We start from the raw sequence: 14341 nt of genomic DNA on the forward strand, positions 1-14341 counted from the left end.
AAAAATGGCTCAAGTGCAAGGCAAGATTGTTCAATGTATCGGCGCTGTGGTGGACGTTGAGTTCCCACGCGACCAGATGCCCAAGATTTACGACGCTCTGAAGCTCGACGGTTCGACCCTGACGCTGGAAGTGCAGCAGCAGCTGGGCGACGGCGTGGTGCGTACCATTGCGCTGGGTTCGTCCGACGGCCTGCGCCGCGGCATCATGGTGACCAACACCGGCAACTCCATCACCGTGCCCGTGGGCAAGGCGACGCTGGGCCGCATCATGGACGTGCTGGGCGCGCCCATCGACGAACGTGGTCCCGTGAGCCAGGAACTGACAGCCTCCATCCACCGCAAGGCCCCTGCGTACGACGAACTGTCGCCTTCGCAAGAGCTGCTGGAAACCGGCATCAAGGTGATCGACCTGGTGTGCCCGTTCGCCAAGGGCGGCAAGGTGGGTCTGTTCGGTGGTGCCGGCGTGGGCAAGACCGTGAACATGATGGAGCTCATCAACAACATCGCCAAGGCCCACAGCGGTCTGTCGGTGTTCGCTGGAGTGGGCGAGCGTACCCGCGAAGGGAACGACTTCTACCATGAAATGGCCGATTCCGGCGTGGTGAACCTGGAGAAGCTCGAAGAGTCCAAGGTTGCCATGGTGTACGGCCAGATGAACGAGCCCCCAGGCAACCGTCTGCGCGTGGCGCTGACCGGCCTGACCATCGCCGAGTCCTTCCGTGACGAAGGCCGTGACGTGCTGTTCTTCGTGGATAACATCTACCGCTACACGCTGGCCGGTACCGAAGTGTCCGCCCTGCTGGGCCGCATGCCTTCCGCCGTGGGCTACCAGCCTACGCTGGCCGAGGAAATGGGCCGCCTGCAAGAGCGTATTACGTCCACCAAGGTGGGTTCTATCACTTCCATCCAGGCCGTGTACGTGCCAGCCGATGACTTGACCGACCCCTCGCCTGCCACGACGTTCGCCCACTTGGATTCGACCGTGGTGCTGTCGCGTGACATCGCCTCGCTGGGTATCTACCCTGCCGTGGACCCCCTGGACTCCACCAGCCGCCAGCTGGACCCGAACGTCGTGGGCGAAGACCACTACGCCACGGCCCGTGCGGTGCAAGGCACGCTGCAGCGCTACAAGGAACTGCGCGACATCATCGCCATTCTGGGCATGGACGAACTGGCTCCTGAAGACAAGCTGGCCGTGGCCCGCGCGCGCAAGATCCAGCGTTTCCTGTCGCAGCCTTTCCACGTGGCCGAAGTGTTCACGGGCTCGCCAGGCAAGTACGTTCCCCTGTCGGAAACCATCCGTGGTTTCAAGATGATCGTGAACGGCGAATGCGATCACCTGCCGGAACAGGCGTTCTACATGGTGGGCACCATCGACGAAGCCTTCGAAAAGGCCAAGAAGGTGGCCTGATTGCCCGGCGGCTGAGCAGCCTACCGCCGCTCGGCCTTCAGCAATCAAGCAACCCACCTTTTCCTAGGAGCAATGATGAACACCATCCACGTTGATGTGGTCAGTGCCGAAGAGTCCATCTTCTCCGGTGAAGCACGCTTTGTCGCGCTGCCTGGCGAAGCTGGCGAACTGGGCATCTTTCCCCGCCACACCCCGCTGATCACGCGCATCAAGCCGGGCTCGGTGCGCATCGAAATGGCCGACGGCAGCGAAGAGTTCGTTTTCGTGGCCGGTGGCATTCTGGAAGTGCAGCCCAACTGTGTGACCGTGCTGTCCGACACCGCCATCCGCGGCAAGGACCTGGACGACGAGAAGGCCAATGCTGCCAAGGCCTCTGCCGAGGAAGCACTGAAGAATGCCAAGAGCGAGATCGATCTGGCCAAGGCGCAGTCCGAACTGGCTGTGATGGCTGCGCAGATCGCGGCACTGCGCAAGTTCCGCCAGAAGAAGTAAGCAATTCAGGCCCTCGCGGATCTGCCCAGAGAAAACCCGGCTTTGCCGGGTTTTTTTATGCCGCAATGCAATGAAGGAGCCTCCACACCCCGCGCTGTCCGGGCTGCAGCGCCTGGGCGGGCGCAGGTGTTTCATGGACTGCCGCAGCGGCGGACGCCGGGCGGAGCCGGTGCCTCCACCAGATGGATGTGCAGGCCTTCGCAGGCCAGGCCAAGCTGATCATCCTCCGTGCCGGCCCCCAGCAGTTGGTGGTGGGCCAGAAAGGTGCGTGCCACGGCCAGCGAACGGACCCTGAAGGACAGCGATTCAATCCGCAGGTGCTCGCCCGGCACCAGTTCCAGCGAGACCTCCGGGGCGAGCGCGATGGAGTGGCCGCCGGGGGAAGAACCGCTCAGCGCCTGCCATTGGCGCCGATGGGTCGCCAGATCCGGCGTGCCCATGCGTACCGCGTGCAGTCCGAGCAACCCCAGGGGGCCGCCACCGCTTGCCTCCAGCACCTGCTTGTGCCGCATTCGGCGTTCCACGGGTGTGGTGGCATCGTCCCAGGGGTAGATGGGGGCGCCCGGTGCCCATTCGCAGAAGAACACGCAACAGCTGGGGGCTGACAGATCCAGCAGGACAGAGTTGGTGAAGTTCGTGACCACTTCGCCTCGGTGGCCTGCAGATTGGAAGGGGCGGGCAGGTTTGCAGGCGATGCCCAGCGAGGTGGCGTGGGCCATGGCGCCGGGCAAGGGCCCGGAGGGCTCCAATGCGAAACCATGGACCAGCGGCGGCCGCGCGCAGGCCGGCAGGTCGCCATTGTCGGCTGCCGCCCAGAACTCCAGGTCCGTGTTGCCCACATGCACCCAGCCATAGGTGGCGAAGCCGGTGCGCTGCAGGGGCCACGCCACGGGCAGGCCGAAGGTCCGGCTGAACAGTTCGAACAGAGGCTCTGCCGCAGGGAGCCGCAGCATGACGTGGTCGATGGATCGGAAGGGGGGCATGGCGGCGGCGTGGTGGGAACCATCAGCCCGGCCATTGTGACCGACCGGCCCATGCGAAAAAGGCCGGGGCCCTTCGCGGGGCCCCAGCCTTTTTGGCTTGCATCTGCACCTTCCGTCCCGCATGCGCCGCATGCGGGATCTGGGCATTACATGGCGTTGCCGATTTCGCCCGCCGAGATCTGGCCGGTGCGCACGGCTTCAGCAGCCTGGGCACGCACGGCGGCGCGGTCGGCGGTGGACTTGTAGGTCACCACGCGCGAGCCTGCGGGCTCGATGGAGCGGGTCTGGGCCACGGTGGCGGCTTCGGCGGCCACTTCGGCGCGCGTGCGGTTCGTCTCGAACTTCGTGGCGAACTGCGAAGCATCGGCTTCATCAGCCTGGGCACCGAAAGAAGCGAAAGCGGCCACGGCGGCGATGGAGAGGAAACGTGCGGTCTTGTTCATGGTGAAACTCCGGTGAAATTCAAAAAAATGAGGGCGATGTACTGGGAAATACGCAGCAGGAGGGGGCCTGGATTCAGCGAATCAAACGCTGATCAACCACGCTCGCCCGAAGGGATCTGGCCGGTGCGCACGGCATCGGCGGCCTGGGCACGCACGGCGGCGCGGTCGGCCGTGGATTGGTAGGTCACCACACGCGAACCTGCGGGCTCGATGGAGCGGGTCTGGGCCACGGTGGCGGCTTCGGCGGCCACTTCGGCGCGGGTGCGGTTGGTGTCGAACTTCGTGGCGAACTGCGAGGCATCGGCCTCGTCGGCCTGGGCACCGAAAGAAGCGAAAGCAGCCACGGCGGCGATGGAGAGGAAGCGGGCGGTCTTGTTCATGATGAAAATCCTTGAAGTTAAAAAAGCGTCTCAAAAAAACCGGAGCAAAGAGCGAGAGAGGAAAGCTGCTTCAAACCGGGTTCGGTGAGTCGCCTTGCGGGTTCGGCTCATCGATGGGATGAACTGTACGTGGATGGGGCGCGAAGAAAAACCACCGGGTCGCAAACTAACTGTTCCAGTATTGGAAACAATGAAGAGGGAACTCTGCCGCAACCCGCCGTATTTCGCGGCACGGCGCGGCATCTGAAGCCGTTTTTAGAGGAAAACCCTGGTGCGAGTTTGGGACAGTGTGAATGGCTTGGGAAAGGCCGTCGCGGCGGCTGCCGCACCCTTGCGAAGGGTGGCGGCGCACCTGCGTCCCTCGCACGCGGTCGCGGCGCGCACGGTCCGCCCGCCCGTTTCCGGCGGCGCTCGGCGCGCCCCGGGCTGCAGCCGGGTGGACTCCTAGCGCACCACGGGGGCGTCCGGCAATTCGTTGTCGCCGGGCGTGTCCGATGTCCGCGGGAAGTGCCTGCCCAGGCGGGACGACACGGCCTCGATGGCTTGCGCGAGGCCTTCTTCGTAGTGCCGCTGGCGGAAGTGGGTGGACATCTGTGCGATTACATCGCGCCATTCGCTGCCCGCCACGTGGCGGGCCAGGCCCCGGTCGGCCACGATCTCTATCGCATGCTCGGGCAGCAGCAGATAGATCAGCACGCCGTTGTTGTGCTCGGTGTCCCACACGCGGTATTTGCTGAACAGCATGATGGCGCGTTCGCGCGCGCTGGCATGGCGGCGCAGGTAGCTCCAGGGCAGGCTGGCTTCGGCGACGATGCGGATCTGGCCCGTGTGCTGCCGCTCGCTGGCCGCAACCCGCGCGGCCAGCCGCTCCAGGGCTTCGCTGGAGAGCGCACGGCGTGCACCGGGTTCGCCCCAGCGATGCCGCGCAAGGCGCCACAGGGCGGTGGCCAGGCCCGGAAAGGTCGAGGGTGCTGCAGTTTCAGGGCCCATGTCACCAGTCTCCCGAGGCGCCGCCGCCACCAAAATCTCCACCCCCTCCGGAGCTGAAGCCCCCGCCGCCGCCGCTGGTGCCGCCTCCCCAGCCACCGCCGCCGCCATGGCCCCAGCCGCCGATCGGGCCGGCGTTTCGGCCCTGCCGGGCGCCGCCGCCCACGCCGCTGAAGAGCCAGGTGTAGAGCAGTGCGATGATCCCCGCGCCGCCGGCCACCAGCAGGCTGGACGTGAACACGAAGGCAAGAAAGCCCACGCCCCCGCCCATGAACAGGCCTCCCAGCCGCCCGCCGAAGATGCTGCGCGCCAGCGGACCGGCCACCATCACGCCGAAGAACAGGAAGATCGCCAGGTCGGTCCAGTCGAAGCCTCCGCGGCCGCTGTCCTGCGGCGTCGATGGGCCTGTGCCGGCATCCGTGGGCGCGGGCAGTGCCTCGCCGGCGATGCGCGCGCCAAGCTGGGCGATGGCGTCGCGCAGGCCGCCCGCATAGTCGTTCTGCTGGAATCTGGGCTTCATGGCGCCGTCGATGATGCGCGCCGCCGCGATGTCGGGGATGGCGCCCTCCAGGGCCTTGGCGACCTCGATGCGCATCTTGCGGTCGTTCTTGGCGACGATCACCAGAACGCCATCGCCCACCTCCCTGCGGCCGATCTTCCACGTGTTGCCCACGCGGTTGGCGAACGACGCGATGTCTTCGGGGGCGGTGGTGGGCACCATGAGCACCACGATCTGGGCACCCCGGGCCTGCTCCAGCGCGCGCAGCTGCGCTTCCAGCGCCGCCGTGTCGGCGGCGTCCAGCGTGCCGGTCTGGTCGATGACTGGGCCGGTGAGCGCAGGCACGGGTAGCAGGCCCCCGTCGGCCCGGGCCCAGGGCAAGGCGAATGCTATAAAAAATATAGCTATCAGCGCTTTGTGGATAAGCGCTAGGGGCATATTTTCTCGGTTGTCCGGTGGAAGGGCAAGTCCGCTCAGGGCTTGGGTTTGGAGGCGGAGAAATCCACGGTGGGGGGCGCGGAGATCTGGGCCTCGTTGGCCACCGTGAAGCTGGGCTTGGGCTGGTAGCTGAAGGCCATGGCCGTCAGGTTGGTGGGGAAGCTGCGCGCGAGCACGTTGTACTCCTGCACGGTCTGGATGTAGCGGTTGCGTGCCACGGTGATGCGGTTCTCGGTGCCTTCCAGCGTGACGCGCAGGTCCCTGAAGCCCTGGTTGGCCTGCAGCGTGGGATACCGCTCGGAGACCGCCATCAACCGAGACAGCGCACCCGACAACTCGCCCTGCGCCTGCTGGAACTTGTTGAATGCCTCGGGGTTGTTCAGGGTTTCGGGCGTGACCTGGATCGAGGTGGCCTTGGCGCGCGCCTCGACCACGCGGGTCAGGGTTTCCTGCTCGAAGTTCGCCTCGCCCTTGACGGTGGCGACGATGTTGGGCACCAGGTCGGCACGGCGCTGGTACTGGTTGAGGACCTCGCTCCATGCGGCCTTGGACTGCTCGTCCAGGCGCTGGAAGTCGTTGTAGCCGCAGCCGCTCAGGGCCAGCACGGTTGCCAGAAGTGCAAAGATGCGTTTCATCATCATGGTGGTGTTCGCCAGGTGGAGTCAGGACAAGGGACCGGGGTGCGAATGGGCCAGACAGTGGCCGCCCGGCAGATTCTGCAACAAGTGCGCGCGCCGCCACCGCTTTCCGGTGCCGGGCAGGCCGCATGGTCACCACGCCCGCAAGGGGATGGCCGCACAATAGTGCCCTGCGCGTGGACGGGCCCCCGGCCGCCATGCCTTTCCTTCACCCCATCCTGCCGATCACCATGCCCCGTCCCCGCTCCAGCGCCGCCACCCTCGGAGGTTCCTCGGACGAAACCGAAGCCGCGTTCTACGAGGCCCTGCAGCGTGGCGATATCGAGCTGTTGATGTCCTGCTGGGCCGACGAGGACGACATCGTCTGCGTGCACCCCGGCGGGCCGAGGTTGCTGGGCGCGGGGGCGATCCGGGCGGCATTCGAGGCCATGTTTTCGCATGGCACGGTGCGGGCCCGGCCCGTGCAGGTGCACCGGGTGGTGGCCCTCACCAGCGCCGTGCACAGCGTCGCCGAACACGTGGAGGTGATGCTGCCCGACGGCCTGCACCAGGCCGTGGTGCTGGCCACCAACGTCTACCACAAGACCCCCGAAGGCTGGCGCATGGTGGCGCACCACGCCAGCCCCGGGGCCGCGCCGGACGTGCAGACGGCGGACGCGCAGCGGCCCGTGCTCCATTGAGCCGATGGCCTTCCCATGTTCAAGCCTTTTTGCCTTCTTGCCCCGGAACTGTAAGCGCTAAAAGCTATGAAATATGTAGCGCCCCGCTGGCTGCCCGGAGGCCAGCTCCAGACCATCTGGCCGGCCCTGTACTCGCGCCGGGTGTTCGGGCCCCGCCCCGAGTACCGCCGCGAGCGCTGGGAGACGCCGGATGGTGACTTCGTGGATGTGGACTTCCTGCAGGATGGCGTGGCGGTGGCCGGCGCACCCCGGCCGTTGCTGGTGGTCTTCCATGGCCTGGAGGGTTCGTCGCGCAGCCACTACTGCGAAGCGTTCGCCGACCTGGCGCGCGAGCAGGGCTGGGCCTGCGCGCTGCCGCATTTCCGGGGGTGCAGTGGCGAGATCAACCGTGCGCCGCGCGCCTACCACTCGGGCGACCACGCCGAGATCGGCTGGATGCTGCAGCGCCTGCGTGCATCGCACCGGGGGCCGCTGATGGCGGTGGGTGTCTCCCTGGGGGGAAACGCGCTCCTGCGCTGGGCCGCCGAAGTGGGCGAGGACGCCGCGCGCAGCGCGGACGCGGTGGCCGCCGTGTGCTCGCCCATCGACCTGGCCGCAGGCGGGCACGCGATCGGGCGCGGCTTCAACCGGCAGGTCTACACGCGCATGTTCATGCGCACCCTGGTGCCCAAGGCGCTGCAGAAGCTGGCGCAGCACCCGGGGCTGTTCGACCGGCAGGCCCTGGTGGCGGCGCGTGACCTGTATGCGTTCGACAACGTGTTCACCGCACCGCTGCACGGCTTTCGCAACACCGAAGACTATTGGCTGCGCGCCTCCGCCAAGCCGCTGCTGCACCGCATCCGCCTTCCGGCCCTGGTCGTCAATGCGCGCAACGACCCGTTCGTTCCGGCCGCCAGCCTGCCGCTGCCGCAGGAGGTGGCCAACGGGTTCGTCACGCTCTGGCAGCCCCCGCACGGCGGCCATGTCGGCTTTGCCCACGGGCGCTTGCCGGGGCATGTGCGCGCCATGCCCGACGCAGTCGGGGGATGGCTGGCAGAGCATGCGGGGGCCATGGCGCGCGCGGGAGCACAATCGCCGCATGGATGACATCGTCAAGCAGGCGCTGGCCAAGTGGCCCAATGTGCCCGACTGCTACGGATGGCTCGGCCTGGATGCGCGCGGCCACTGGTACCTGCGCGACGACCAGGTCCAGGCCGCGGGCCCCTTTCCGCGCAGCAAGGGGTCCCTGCTGCAGCATGAAAAGCTGGTCGAATTCATCGCGCGCAATTACGAGCACGACGCGCAGGGGCAATGGTTTTTCCAGAACGGGCCGCAGCGCGTGTATGTGGAACTGGAAGCCACGCCCCTCGTGTGGCGCATACAGCCGGATTTTTCCGTGCTTTCCCACACCGGCCGGGGGGGCGCGGTGCAGGACTGCCTGGTGGATGCGCAGGGGCGGGTCTACCTGATGTCGGAGCTGGGCGTGGGGCTGGTGCACACCCTGGACGTGCCCTTGGCCGCCGAGGCGGTGGAGGCGGGCCGCTGGGTACCGCTGGATGTGCGGGCAGAGGATTTGCCGGGGCGCTACGGCTTCGTCATGAGCCCGCATGGTCGCTGGAGCGCTGGTGGAATGCAGGGGCGGGCGCCCAGGGCGGGCATGGCGCGCACCTGAAGAAAAAAGAGAAGGAACCAGGGCGCAGAAAGTAAAAAAGCCGGTCCACAGAACCGGCTTTTTCATGGGCCCGCGCGGCGCTCCGCCGCATGCGGGAGAGAAGGGCCTACTTGGCGGCCGCGGCCATGAACTCGACGGCGGCACGCAGATCGGCATCCGACGCCTGAGCGGCGCCACCGCGGGGAGGCATCGCACCCTTGCCCTTGGCCACGCTGTTGTACAGCGCATCGATGCCGGCAGGCAGGCGGGCCGACCAGGCGGCCTTGTCACCAAACTTGGGGGCGCCGGCCACGCCAGCCGCGTGGCACACCTGGCACGCCTGCTTGTACAGGGCTTCGCCAGCGCCTGCGGCGGCAGCGGCCACAGGAGCGGGCGCTGCTGCTGCAGCAGCAGGAGCGGCTTCGGCAGCGGGCGCTGCTGCGGCCGCCGTAGCGGCAGGGGCTGCGGACGCGGCGTCGGCGGCAGCCGCGGGGGCTGCTCCGGCGGGTGCCGCGGGTTCCGCGAACTTGGCGCCGGCGGCGTTGGCCATGTATGCGACGGCCCGCGCGATTTCGGTGTCGTTGAAGTCGCCGCCGCCTTGCGGCGCCATGGCGCCCTTGCCCTTCAGCGCGGATTGGACCAGCGCTTCAAAGCCGGTCTTGATGCGGGCCGACCAGGCAGCGGCGTCCGAGAACTTGGGAGCCCCCGCGGCGCCTGTGGCATGGCAGGCCGCGCACTGGCCCTTGTAGACGTCTTCGCCGCTTCGCAGGGGGCGGTTGGCATCGCGGATTTCGACCATGCCCACCTTCTGGATGCGCTCGGCAATGGCCTTCTCGGGATTGGCTGCGCCAGCGGCCGGCTTGTCGGCCGACGTGACATACAGGACCAAGCCAATGATGGCAAAGATCGGAATCACAAACGAGAAAAGTACCGCGACCAGCAACTGCTTGGGGTTCTTGATCGGGCCGGTATGGGCTTCTTCGTGGTGGTTGTCGCTCATGACGTCCTCAGGGTGTATCGGGGGGCTTTGATGAAATCAACCCTCAATTATATCTGCGGGGCTGGTGCCTCCCCGTGAGCATCGCACAGGCGCCGCGCCAGATGCGCGAGACAGCCCGCGCGCGCCGCCACCCTGCGGTGCGGGCGCGCGTGGCCTGGCGCCGCCGTGCGCGTCAGGACGGATTGCCCGCCACCGCCGCGGCTTCGGGCGCGCCGCCGCCCAGGGCCTTGTACAGCGCCACCTGGTTTTGCAGCTGCGCGAGCTTGACCTGCACGACGGCCTGCTGCGTGGCGAACAGGGAGCGCTGGGCGTCCAGCAGGTCCAGGTAGCTCGATACGCCGTTGCGGTAGCGCAGATCGGCCAGCTGCAGCCGCGCGCCTTCCGCCTGGGCCTGCAGTTGCTGGGCCTCGGCCTGCTCACCCAGGGTGGCCTGGCCCGCCAGCGCATCCGAGACTTCGCGGAAGGCCGTCTGGATGGCCTTTTCGTATTGCGCGATGGCGATGCCCCGCCCGGCTTGCGCACTCTCGAGGTTGGCCTGGTTGCGGCCCGCGTCGAAGATGGGCAGCAGCAGGGACGGCGCGATCGTGAACCCCCACGAGCCGCTCTTGAACAGGCCCGACAGTTCGCCGCTGGCGGTGCCTGCCTGGGCCGTGAGCGAGATGCGCGGGAAGAACGCGGCCCGCGCCGCGCCGATGTTCGCGTTGGCTGCGATCAGCTGCTGCTCTGCCTGGCGGATGTCGGGGCGGCGCGTCAGCAGTTCGGACGGCAGGCCCGCGGGCAACTGCGCCATGGCGGGCGCAGCGGCCAGCCGGCTGCCCGTGAGGCTGGCGCGGATGTCGTCGGGCAGGGACTGTCCGAGCAGCAGGGCCAGGGCGTTCTCGTCCAGCGCGCGCTGGCGCTGCTGCTGCGCCAGGGTGGCGCGTGCCGCCTGGGTCAGGGACTCTGCCTGGCGGAAGTCCAGCTCCGAGGCCACGCCCGCGTCCAGCCGCATGCGCGTGAGGCGCACCGATTCCTCGCGCGACGCGAGGGTCTGGCGCGACAGGTCCAGCAGCTCCTCGTCGGCCAGCAGGTTCAGCCAGCCGTTGGCCACGGCGGCCACCAGGCTGACCTGCGCCGCATTGCGGCCCTCTTCGGTGGCAAGGTACTGCGCGAGCGCCTGCTCCTTGAGGCTGGCGATGCGGCCGAAGAAGTCGATCTCCCAGGCCGAAACCGCAAGTCCGACGCTGAACGAGTTGGTCAGGTCGCCCGTGCCCGCGGCCGGTGCGCGGCTGGCGTTGGCCGCCAGGCCCACGCCCGGGTACAGGTCGGCCCGGCGCACCTGGAACGTGGCGCGTGCCTGTTCGATGTTGAGCACGGCCACGCGCAGATCGCGGTTGTTGGCCAGCGCGGCTTCGATGAGCTGGCGCAGCCGGGGTTCGGCGAAATAGTCCTGCCAGGGGGTCGCGGCCGCAGCGCCCTGCGTGGTGCCGCTGGCGGAAGCCGCCGTGGTGTACGTGGCCGGTACGGGGGGCGCGGGTCGCTCGTAGACGGGGATGAACGAGCAGCCGGCCAGCAGCGCTGCCGCTGCCAGTGCGATGGAGGTGCTGCGGTGATTAGTCATGGGTTCCAACTCCTGCTTCTTCTGCGTGGCGGCGGTTCATTTCCTGCTGGCGCGCGCTGCCCTTGAACAGGCTGCGGACCACCACGAAGAACACGGGCACGAAGAACACGGCCAGTGCCGTGCCCGTGATCATTCCGCCCAGCACGCCCGTGCCGATGGCGCGCTGGCTGGCCGAGCCCGCGCCCGACGCGATGGCCAGCGGCAGCACGCCCAGGCCGAATGCCATCGAGGTCATCACGATGGGGCGGAACCGCAGGTGCGCGGCCGCCAGCGCCGACTCGATCACGCCCTTGCCCTGGGCCTGAAGGTCCTTGGCAAATTCGATGATCAGGATGGCGTTCTTCGCCGACAGGCCGATGATGGTGATCAGGCCCACCTGGAAGTACACGTCATTGGCATAGCCCCGCAGCAGGGTCGCCAGCAGCACGCCCAGCACGCCCAGGGGCACCACCAGGATCACGGCCAGCGGAATCGACCAGCTTTCGTACAGCGCGGCCAGGCACAGGAACACGGCCAGGATGGCAAAGCTGTAGAGGATCAGCGACTGGGAGCCCGCCAGCTTTTCCTCGCGCGACTGGCCGGTCCATTCAAAGCCGAAGCCTGCGGGCAGCTGGCCCGCGAGCTTTTCCATCTCGGCCATGGCGGCGCCCGTGCTGAAACCGGGGGCTGGCGAGCCCGAGATCCGCATGGCGGGATAGCCGTTGTAGCGCACCGTCTGCTGCGCGCCATTGACCCAGCGGGTGGTGGCGAAGGCAGAGAGCGGCACCGGCTTGCCCTGGCTGTTGGCGGCGTTGATCTTCAGCAGATCGTCGGGCTGCATGCGCGAAGGCGCGTCGGCCTGCACGACGACGCGCTGCAGGCGGCCCTGGTTCGGGAAGTCGTTCACATAGCTCGAGCCCAGCGCGGTCGACAGCGCGGAGTTGATGGCATCGAACGGCACGCCCAGGGCGTTGGCCTTGTCGCGGTCGATGTCGATCTGCAGCTGTGGCGCGTCTTCCAGGCCGTCCGGGCGCACCTGCGTGAGCACCTTGCTTTGCGAGGCCATGCCCAGCAGCTGATTGCGTGCCTTCACGAGCGCCTCGTGGCCGGCGCCTCCGCGGTCCTGCAGGCGGAACGTGAAGCCGCTGGCATTGCCCAGCTCGGGAATGGGAGGCGGGCTCAGCGGGAAGATGAACGCATCGCGGATTCCCATCAGGCCGCCGAAGGCCCGGTTGGCAACGTCCTGCGCCGATTGGCCCGGGCCGTGGCGTTCGCTCCAGTCCTTCAAGGTCACGAAGGCAAGGGCGGCGTTCTGCCCCTGGCCGGAGAAGCTGAAGCCCAGCACGCCCACCATGCTCTGCACTTCGGGCTGCTTGAGAATGAACTCCTCGACCTGCTGCATCACGGCCAGCGTGCGCTCCTGCGTCGCGCCGGGGGGCAGCTGCACGTTGACGATGATGTTGCCCTGGTCTTCGCTGGGCAGGAACGAGGTGGGCAGGCGCATGTACACCACGGCGACGGCGCCAATGATGGCGGCGTAGATGACGAGGTAGCGTGCTGCCCGCTTGAGCATGCGCGCCACGAAGCCTTCATAGCCCTTGGCGGTGCGCGAAAAGCCGCGATTGAACCAGCCGAAGAAGCCGGTCTTCTCGTGGTGGTGCCCGGCTTCCACGGGCTTGAGCAGCGTGGCGCACAGGGCCGGCGTGAGCGACAGGGCCATGAAGGCGGAAAAGCCGATGGAGGCCACCATCACCGCCGAGAACTGGCGGTAGATGTTGCCCGTGGAGCCCGCGAAGAAGGCCAGCGGCACGAACACCGAGATCAGCACCACGGTCACGCCGATGATGGCGCCCGAGATCTGGCGCATGGCCTTGCGCGTCGCCTCGAGCGGGGACAGTCCTTCCTCGCTCATGATGCGTTCGACGTTTTCCACCACCACGATGGCATCGTCCACCACGATGCCGATCACCAGCACCATGCCGAACATGGTCAGCACGTTGATCGAGAAGCCCAGCGCCAGCAGCGTGGCGAAGGTGCCCAGCAGAGCGATCGGCACCACGATGGTGGGGATGATGGTGTAGCGCCAGTTCTGCAGGAACAGGAACATCACCAGGAACACCAGCGCCACCGCTTCCAGCAGGGTCTCGGCCACCTGCTTGATGGAGATGTCCACGAAGCGCGAGCTGTCGTAGGGAATGCTCCAGCTCATGCCTTCGGGGAAGTAGCGCGAGAGCTCATTCATCTTGGTGCGCACGGCTTTCGCGGCTTCCAGGGCATTGCCGCTGGGCGACAGCTGGACGCCAATGCCCACGGCGGGCTTGCCGTTCAGTCGCGCGGCCGTGGCGTAGGCCTGGCCCCCCAGCTCCACGCGCGCCACGTCCTTGATGCGCACGGTGGAGCCGTCGGTGTTGGCGCGCAGCACGATGTTGCCGAACTGCTCCACGCTGGAGAGCTGGCCGTTGACCACCACCGTGGCCGCAATCCCCTGGCCCGCGATGTTGGGCAGGTCGCCGATCGTGCCGCTGGCCACCTGGGCGTTCTGGGCGCGGATGGCGGCGGTGATTTCGGCGGCCGAAAGGTTGAAGCTCACCATCTTGGCGGGGTCGATCCAGATGCGCATGGCGCGTTCCGTGCCGAACAGCTGTGCCTGGCCGATGCCCTGCAGCCGCTGCAGCTCGGGGACGATGTTGCGCGACGCGTAGTCGCCCAGGGCCACCGTGTCCGTCGCCGGGTTGGTCGACGATAGCATGGTGAACAGCAGGAAGTTGGAGCGCGATTTGTCCACGCGCACGCCCTGTTGTGTCACGGCCGAGGGCAGCCGTGGCGTGGCGCGCGAGAGGCGGTTCTGCACATCCACCTGGGCCAGATCGGCATTGGTGCCGGGCTGGAAGCTCAGCGTGATGCTGCCGGAGCCGTCGGCCTGGGCGACGGATTCCATGTAGATCAGCCCCGGTGATCCGTTCATCTCGCGCTCGATGACCGACAGCACGCTGTCTTCGAGCGTTTGCGCGGATGCGCCCGGATAGGCCGCGTTGATGACGATGGCTGGCGGAGCCACCGGTGGGTACTGCGCGATGGGCAGCTGCGTGATCGCCACGCCGCCCATCACCATGATGAACAGGGCGATCACCCATGCAAAGATGGGTCGGTCGATAAAGAACTTGGCCATGCTGGGGTGCCC

The 14341-nt window shown here is 67.4% G+C and carries 14 protein-coding genes; 5 read left to right on the forward strand and 9 right to left on the reverse strand.

Annotated elements, in window-relative coordinates; translation table 11 throughout:
* Positions 1–4: 4 nt before the first annotated feature.
* Positions 5–1411 (forward strand): F0F1 ATP synthase subunit beta, encoded by a 1407-nt coding sequence (gene atpD, locus AC3RCE_RS02285; protein WP_055396243.1) that lies wholly within the window; start codon positions 5–7, stop codon positions 1409–1411.
* Between the two features lie 75 nt (positions 1412–1486).
* A complete protein-coding gene (locus tag AC3RCE_RS02290; RefSeq protein WP_218298036.1) occupies positions 1487–1903 on the forward strand; it encodes a F0F1 ATP synthase subunit epsilon in 417 nt (138 codons plus the stop codon).
* Positions 1904–2034: 131 nt separating this feature from the next.
* Here the strand turns inward: AC3RCE_RS02290 and AC3RCE_RS02295 are convergent, their stop codons facing one another.
* The 6 genes from AC3RCE_RS02295 to AC3RCE_RS02320 all read right to left on the reverse strand — a co-directional run bounded on the left by AC3RCE_RS02295 (position 2035) and on the right by AC3RCE_RS02320 (position 6268).
* Positions 2035–2886: a hypothetical protein gene (locus tag AC3RCE_RS02295; RefSeq protein WP_492254424.1), complete on the reverse strand. Its 852-nt coding sequence runs from the start codon at positions 2884–2886 to the stop codon at positions 2035–2037.
* Positions 2887–3032: 146 nt separating this feature from the next.
* On the reverse strand, positions 3033–3329 hold the full coding sequence (locus tag AC3RCE_RS02300) for a DUF4148 domain-containing protein (RefSeq protein ID WP_218298038.1): 297 nt from the start codon (positions 3327–3329) through the stop codon (positions 3033–3035).
* 92 nt (positions 3330–3421) lie between these two features.
* Positions 3422–3709: a DUF4148 domain-containing protein gene (locus tag AC3RCE_RS02305; protein ID WP_218338703.1), complete on the reverse strand. Its 288-nt coding sequence runs from the start codon at positions 3707–3709 to the stop codon at positions 3422–3424.
* A 444-nt stretch (positions 3710–4153) separates the two neighbouring features.
* A complete protein-coding gene (locus AC3RCE_RS02310; RefSeq protein ID WP_369641162.1) occupies positions 4154–4699 on the reverse strand; it encodes a TPM domain-containing protein in 546 nt (181 codons plus the stop codon).
* Position 4700: 1 nt separating this feature from the next.
* Positions 4701–5633, reverse strand: coding sequence for a TPM domain-containing protein (locus tag AC3RCE_RS02315; RefSeq protein ID WP_492254425.1), 933 nt, complete (start codon positions 5631–5633; stop codon positions 4701–4703).
* 35 nt (positions 5634–5668) lie between these two features.
* Complete coding sequence (locus tag AC3RCE_RS02320) at positions 5669–6268, reverse strand: LemA family protein (RefSeq protein WP_492255351.1); 600 nt, start codon at positions 6266–6268, stop codon at positions 5669–5671.
* Positions 6269–6501: 233 nt separating this feature from the next.
* On the opposite strand from AC3RCE_RS02320, the gene AC3RCE_RS02325 reads away from it, so the two are divergent.
* From AC3RCE_RS02325 to AC3RCE_RS02335, 3 genes are all read left to right on the forward strand, one after another.
* Entirely contained in the window at positions 6502–6951 is a 450-nt protein-coding gene (locus AC3RCE_RS02325; protein WP_218298042.1) for a YybH family protein, read from the forward strand.
* Positions 6952–7017: 66 nt separating this feature from the next.
* The gene (locus AC3RCE_RS02330) at positions 7018–8037 is read left to right on the forward strand and encodes a YheT family hydrolase (RefSeq protein WP_492254426.1); all 1020 of its coding nucleotides are present in this window, start codon (positions 7018–7020) and stop codon (positions 8035–8037) included.
* Positions 8030–8602, forward strand: coding sequence for a DUF2946 family protein (locus tag AC3RCE_RS02335; RefSeq protein ID WP_492254427.1), 573 nt, complete (start codon positions 8030–8032; stop codon positions 8600–8602). The genes AC3RCE_RS02330 and AC3RCE_RS02335 overlap by 8 nt, the downstream gene beginning before the upstream one ends.
* Positions 8603–8708: 106 nt before the next feature.
* Here the strand turns inward: AC3RCE_RS02335 and AC3RCE_RS02340 are convergent, their stop codons facing one another.
* The 3 genes from AC3RCE_RS02340 to AC3RCE_RS02350 form a co-directional block, all read right to left on the reverse strand.
* A complete protein-coding gene (locus AC3RCE_RS02340) occupies positions 8709–9581 on the reverse strand; it encodes a c-type cytochrome (protein ID WP_492245744.1) in 873 nt (290 codons plus the stop codon).
* A 172-nt stretch (positions 9582–9753) separates the two neighbouring features.
* A complete protein-coding gene (locus tag AC3RCE_RS02345) occupies positions 9754–11181 on the reverse strand; it encodes an efflux transporter outer membrane subunit (RefSeq protein WP_492254428.1) in 1428 nt (475 codons plus the stop codon).
* The gene (locus tag AC3RCE_RS02350; protein ID WP_218298047.1) at positions 11174–14329 is read right to left on the reverse strand and encodes an efflux RND transporter permease subunit; all 3156 of its coding nucleotides are present in this window, start codon (positions 14327–14329) and stop codon (positions 11174–11176) included. The genes AC3RCE_RS02345 and AC3RCE_RS02350 overlap by 8 nt, the downstream gene beginning before the upstream one ends.
* Positions 14330–14341 lie beyond the last annotated feature (12 nt).

This window comes from Acidovorax sp. GW823-FHT05D11 (assembly GCF_058795695.1).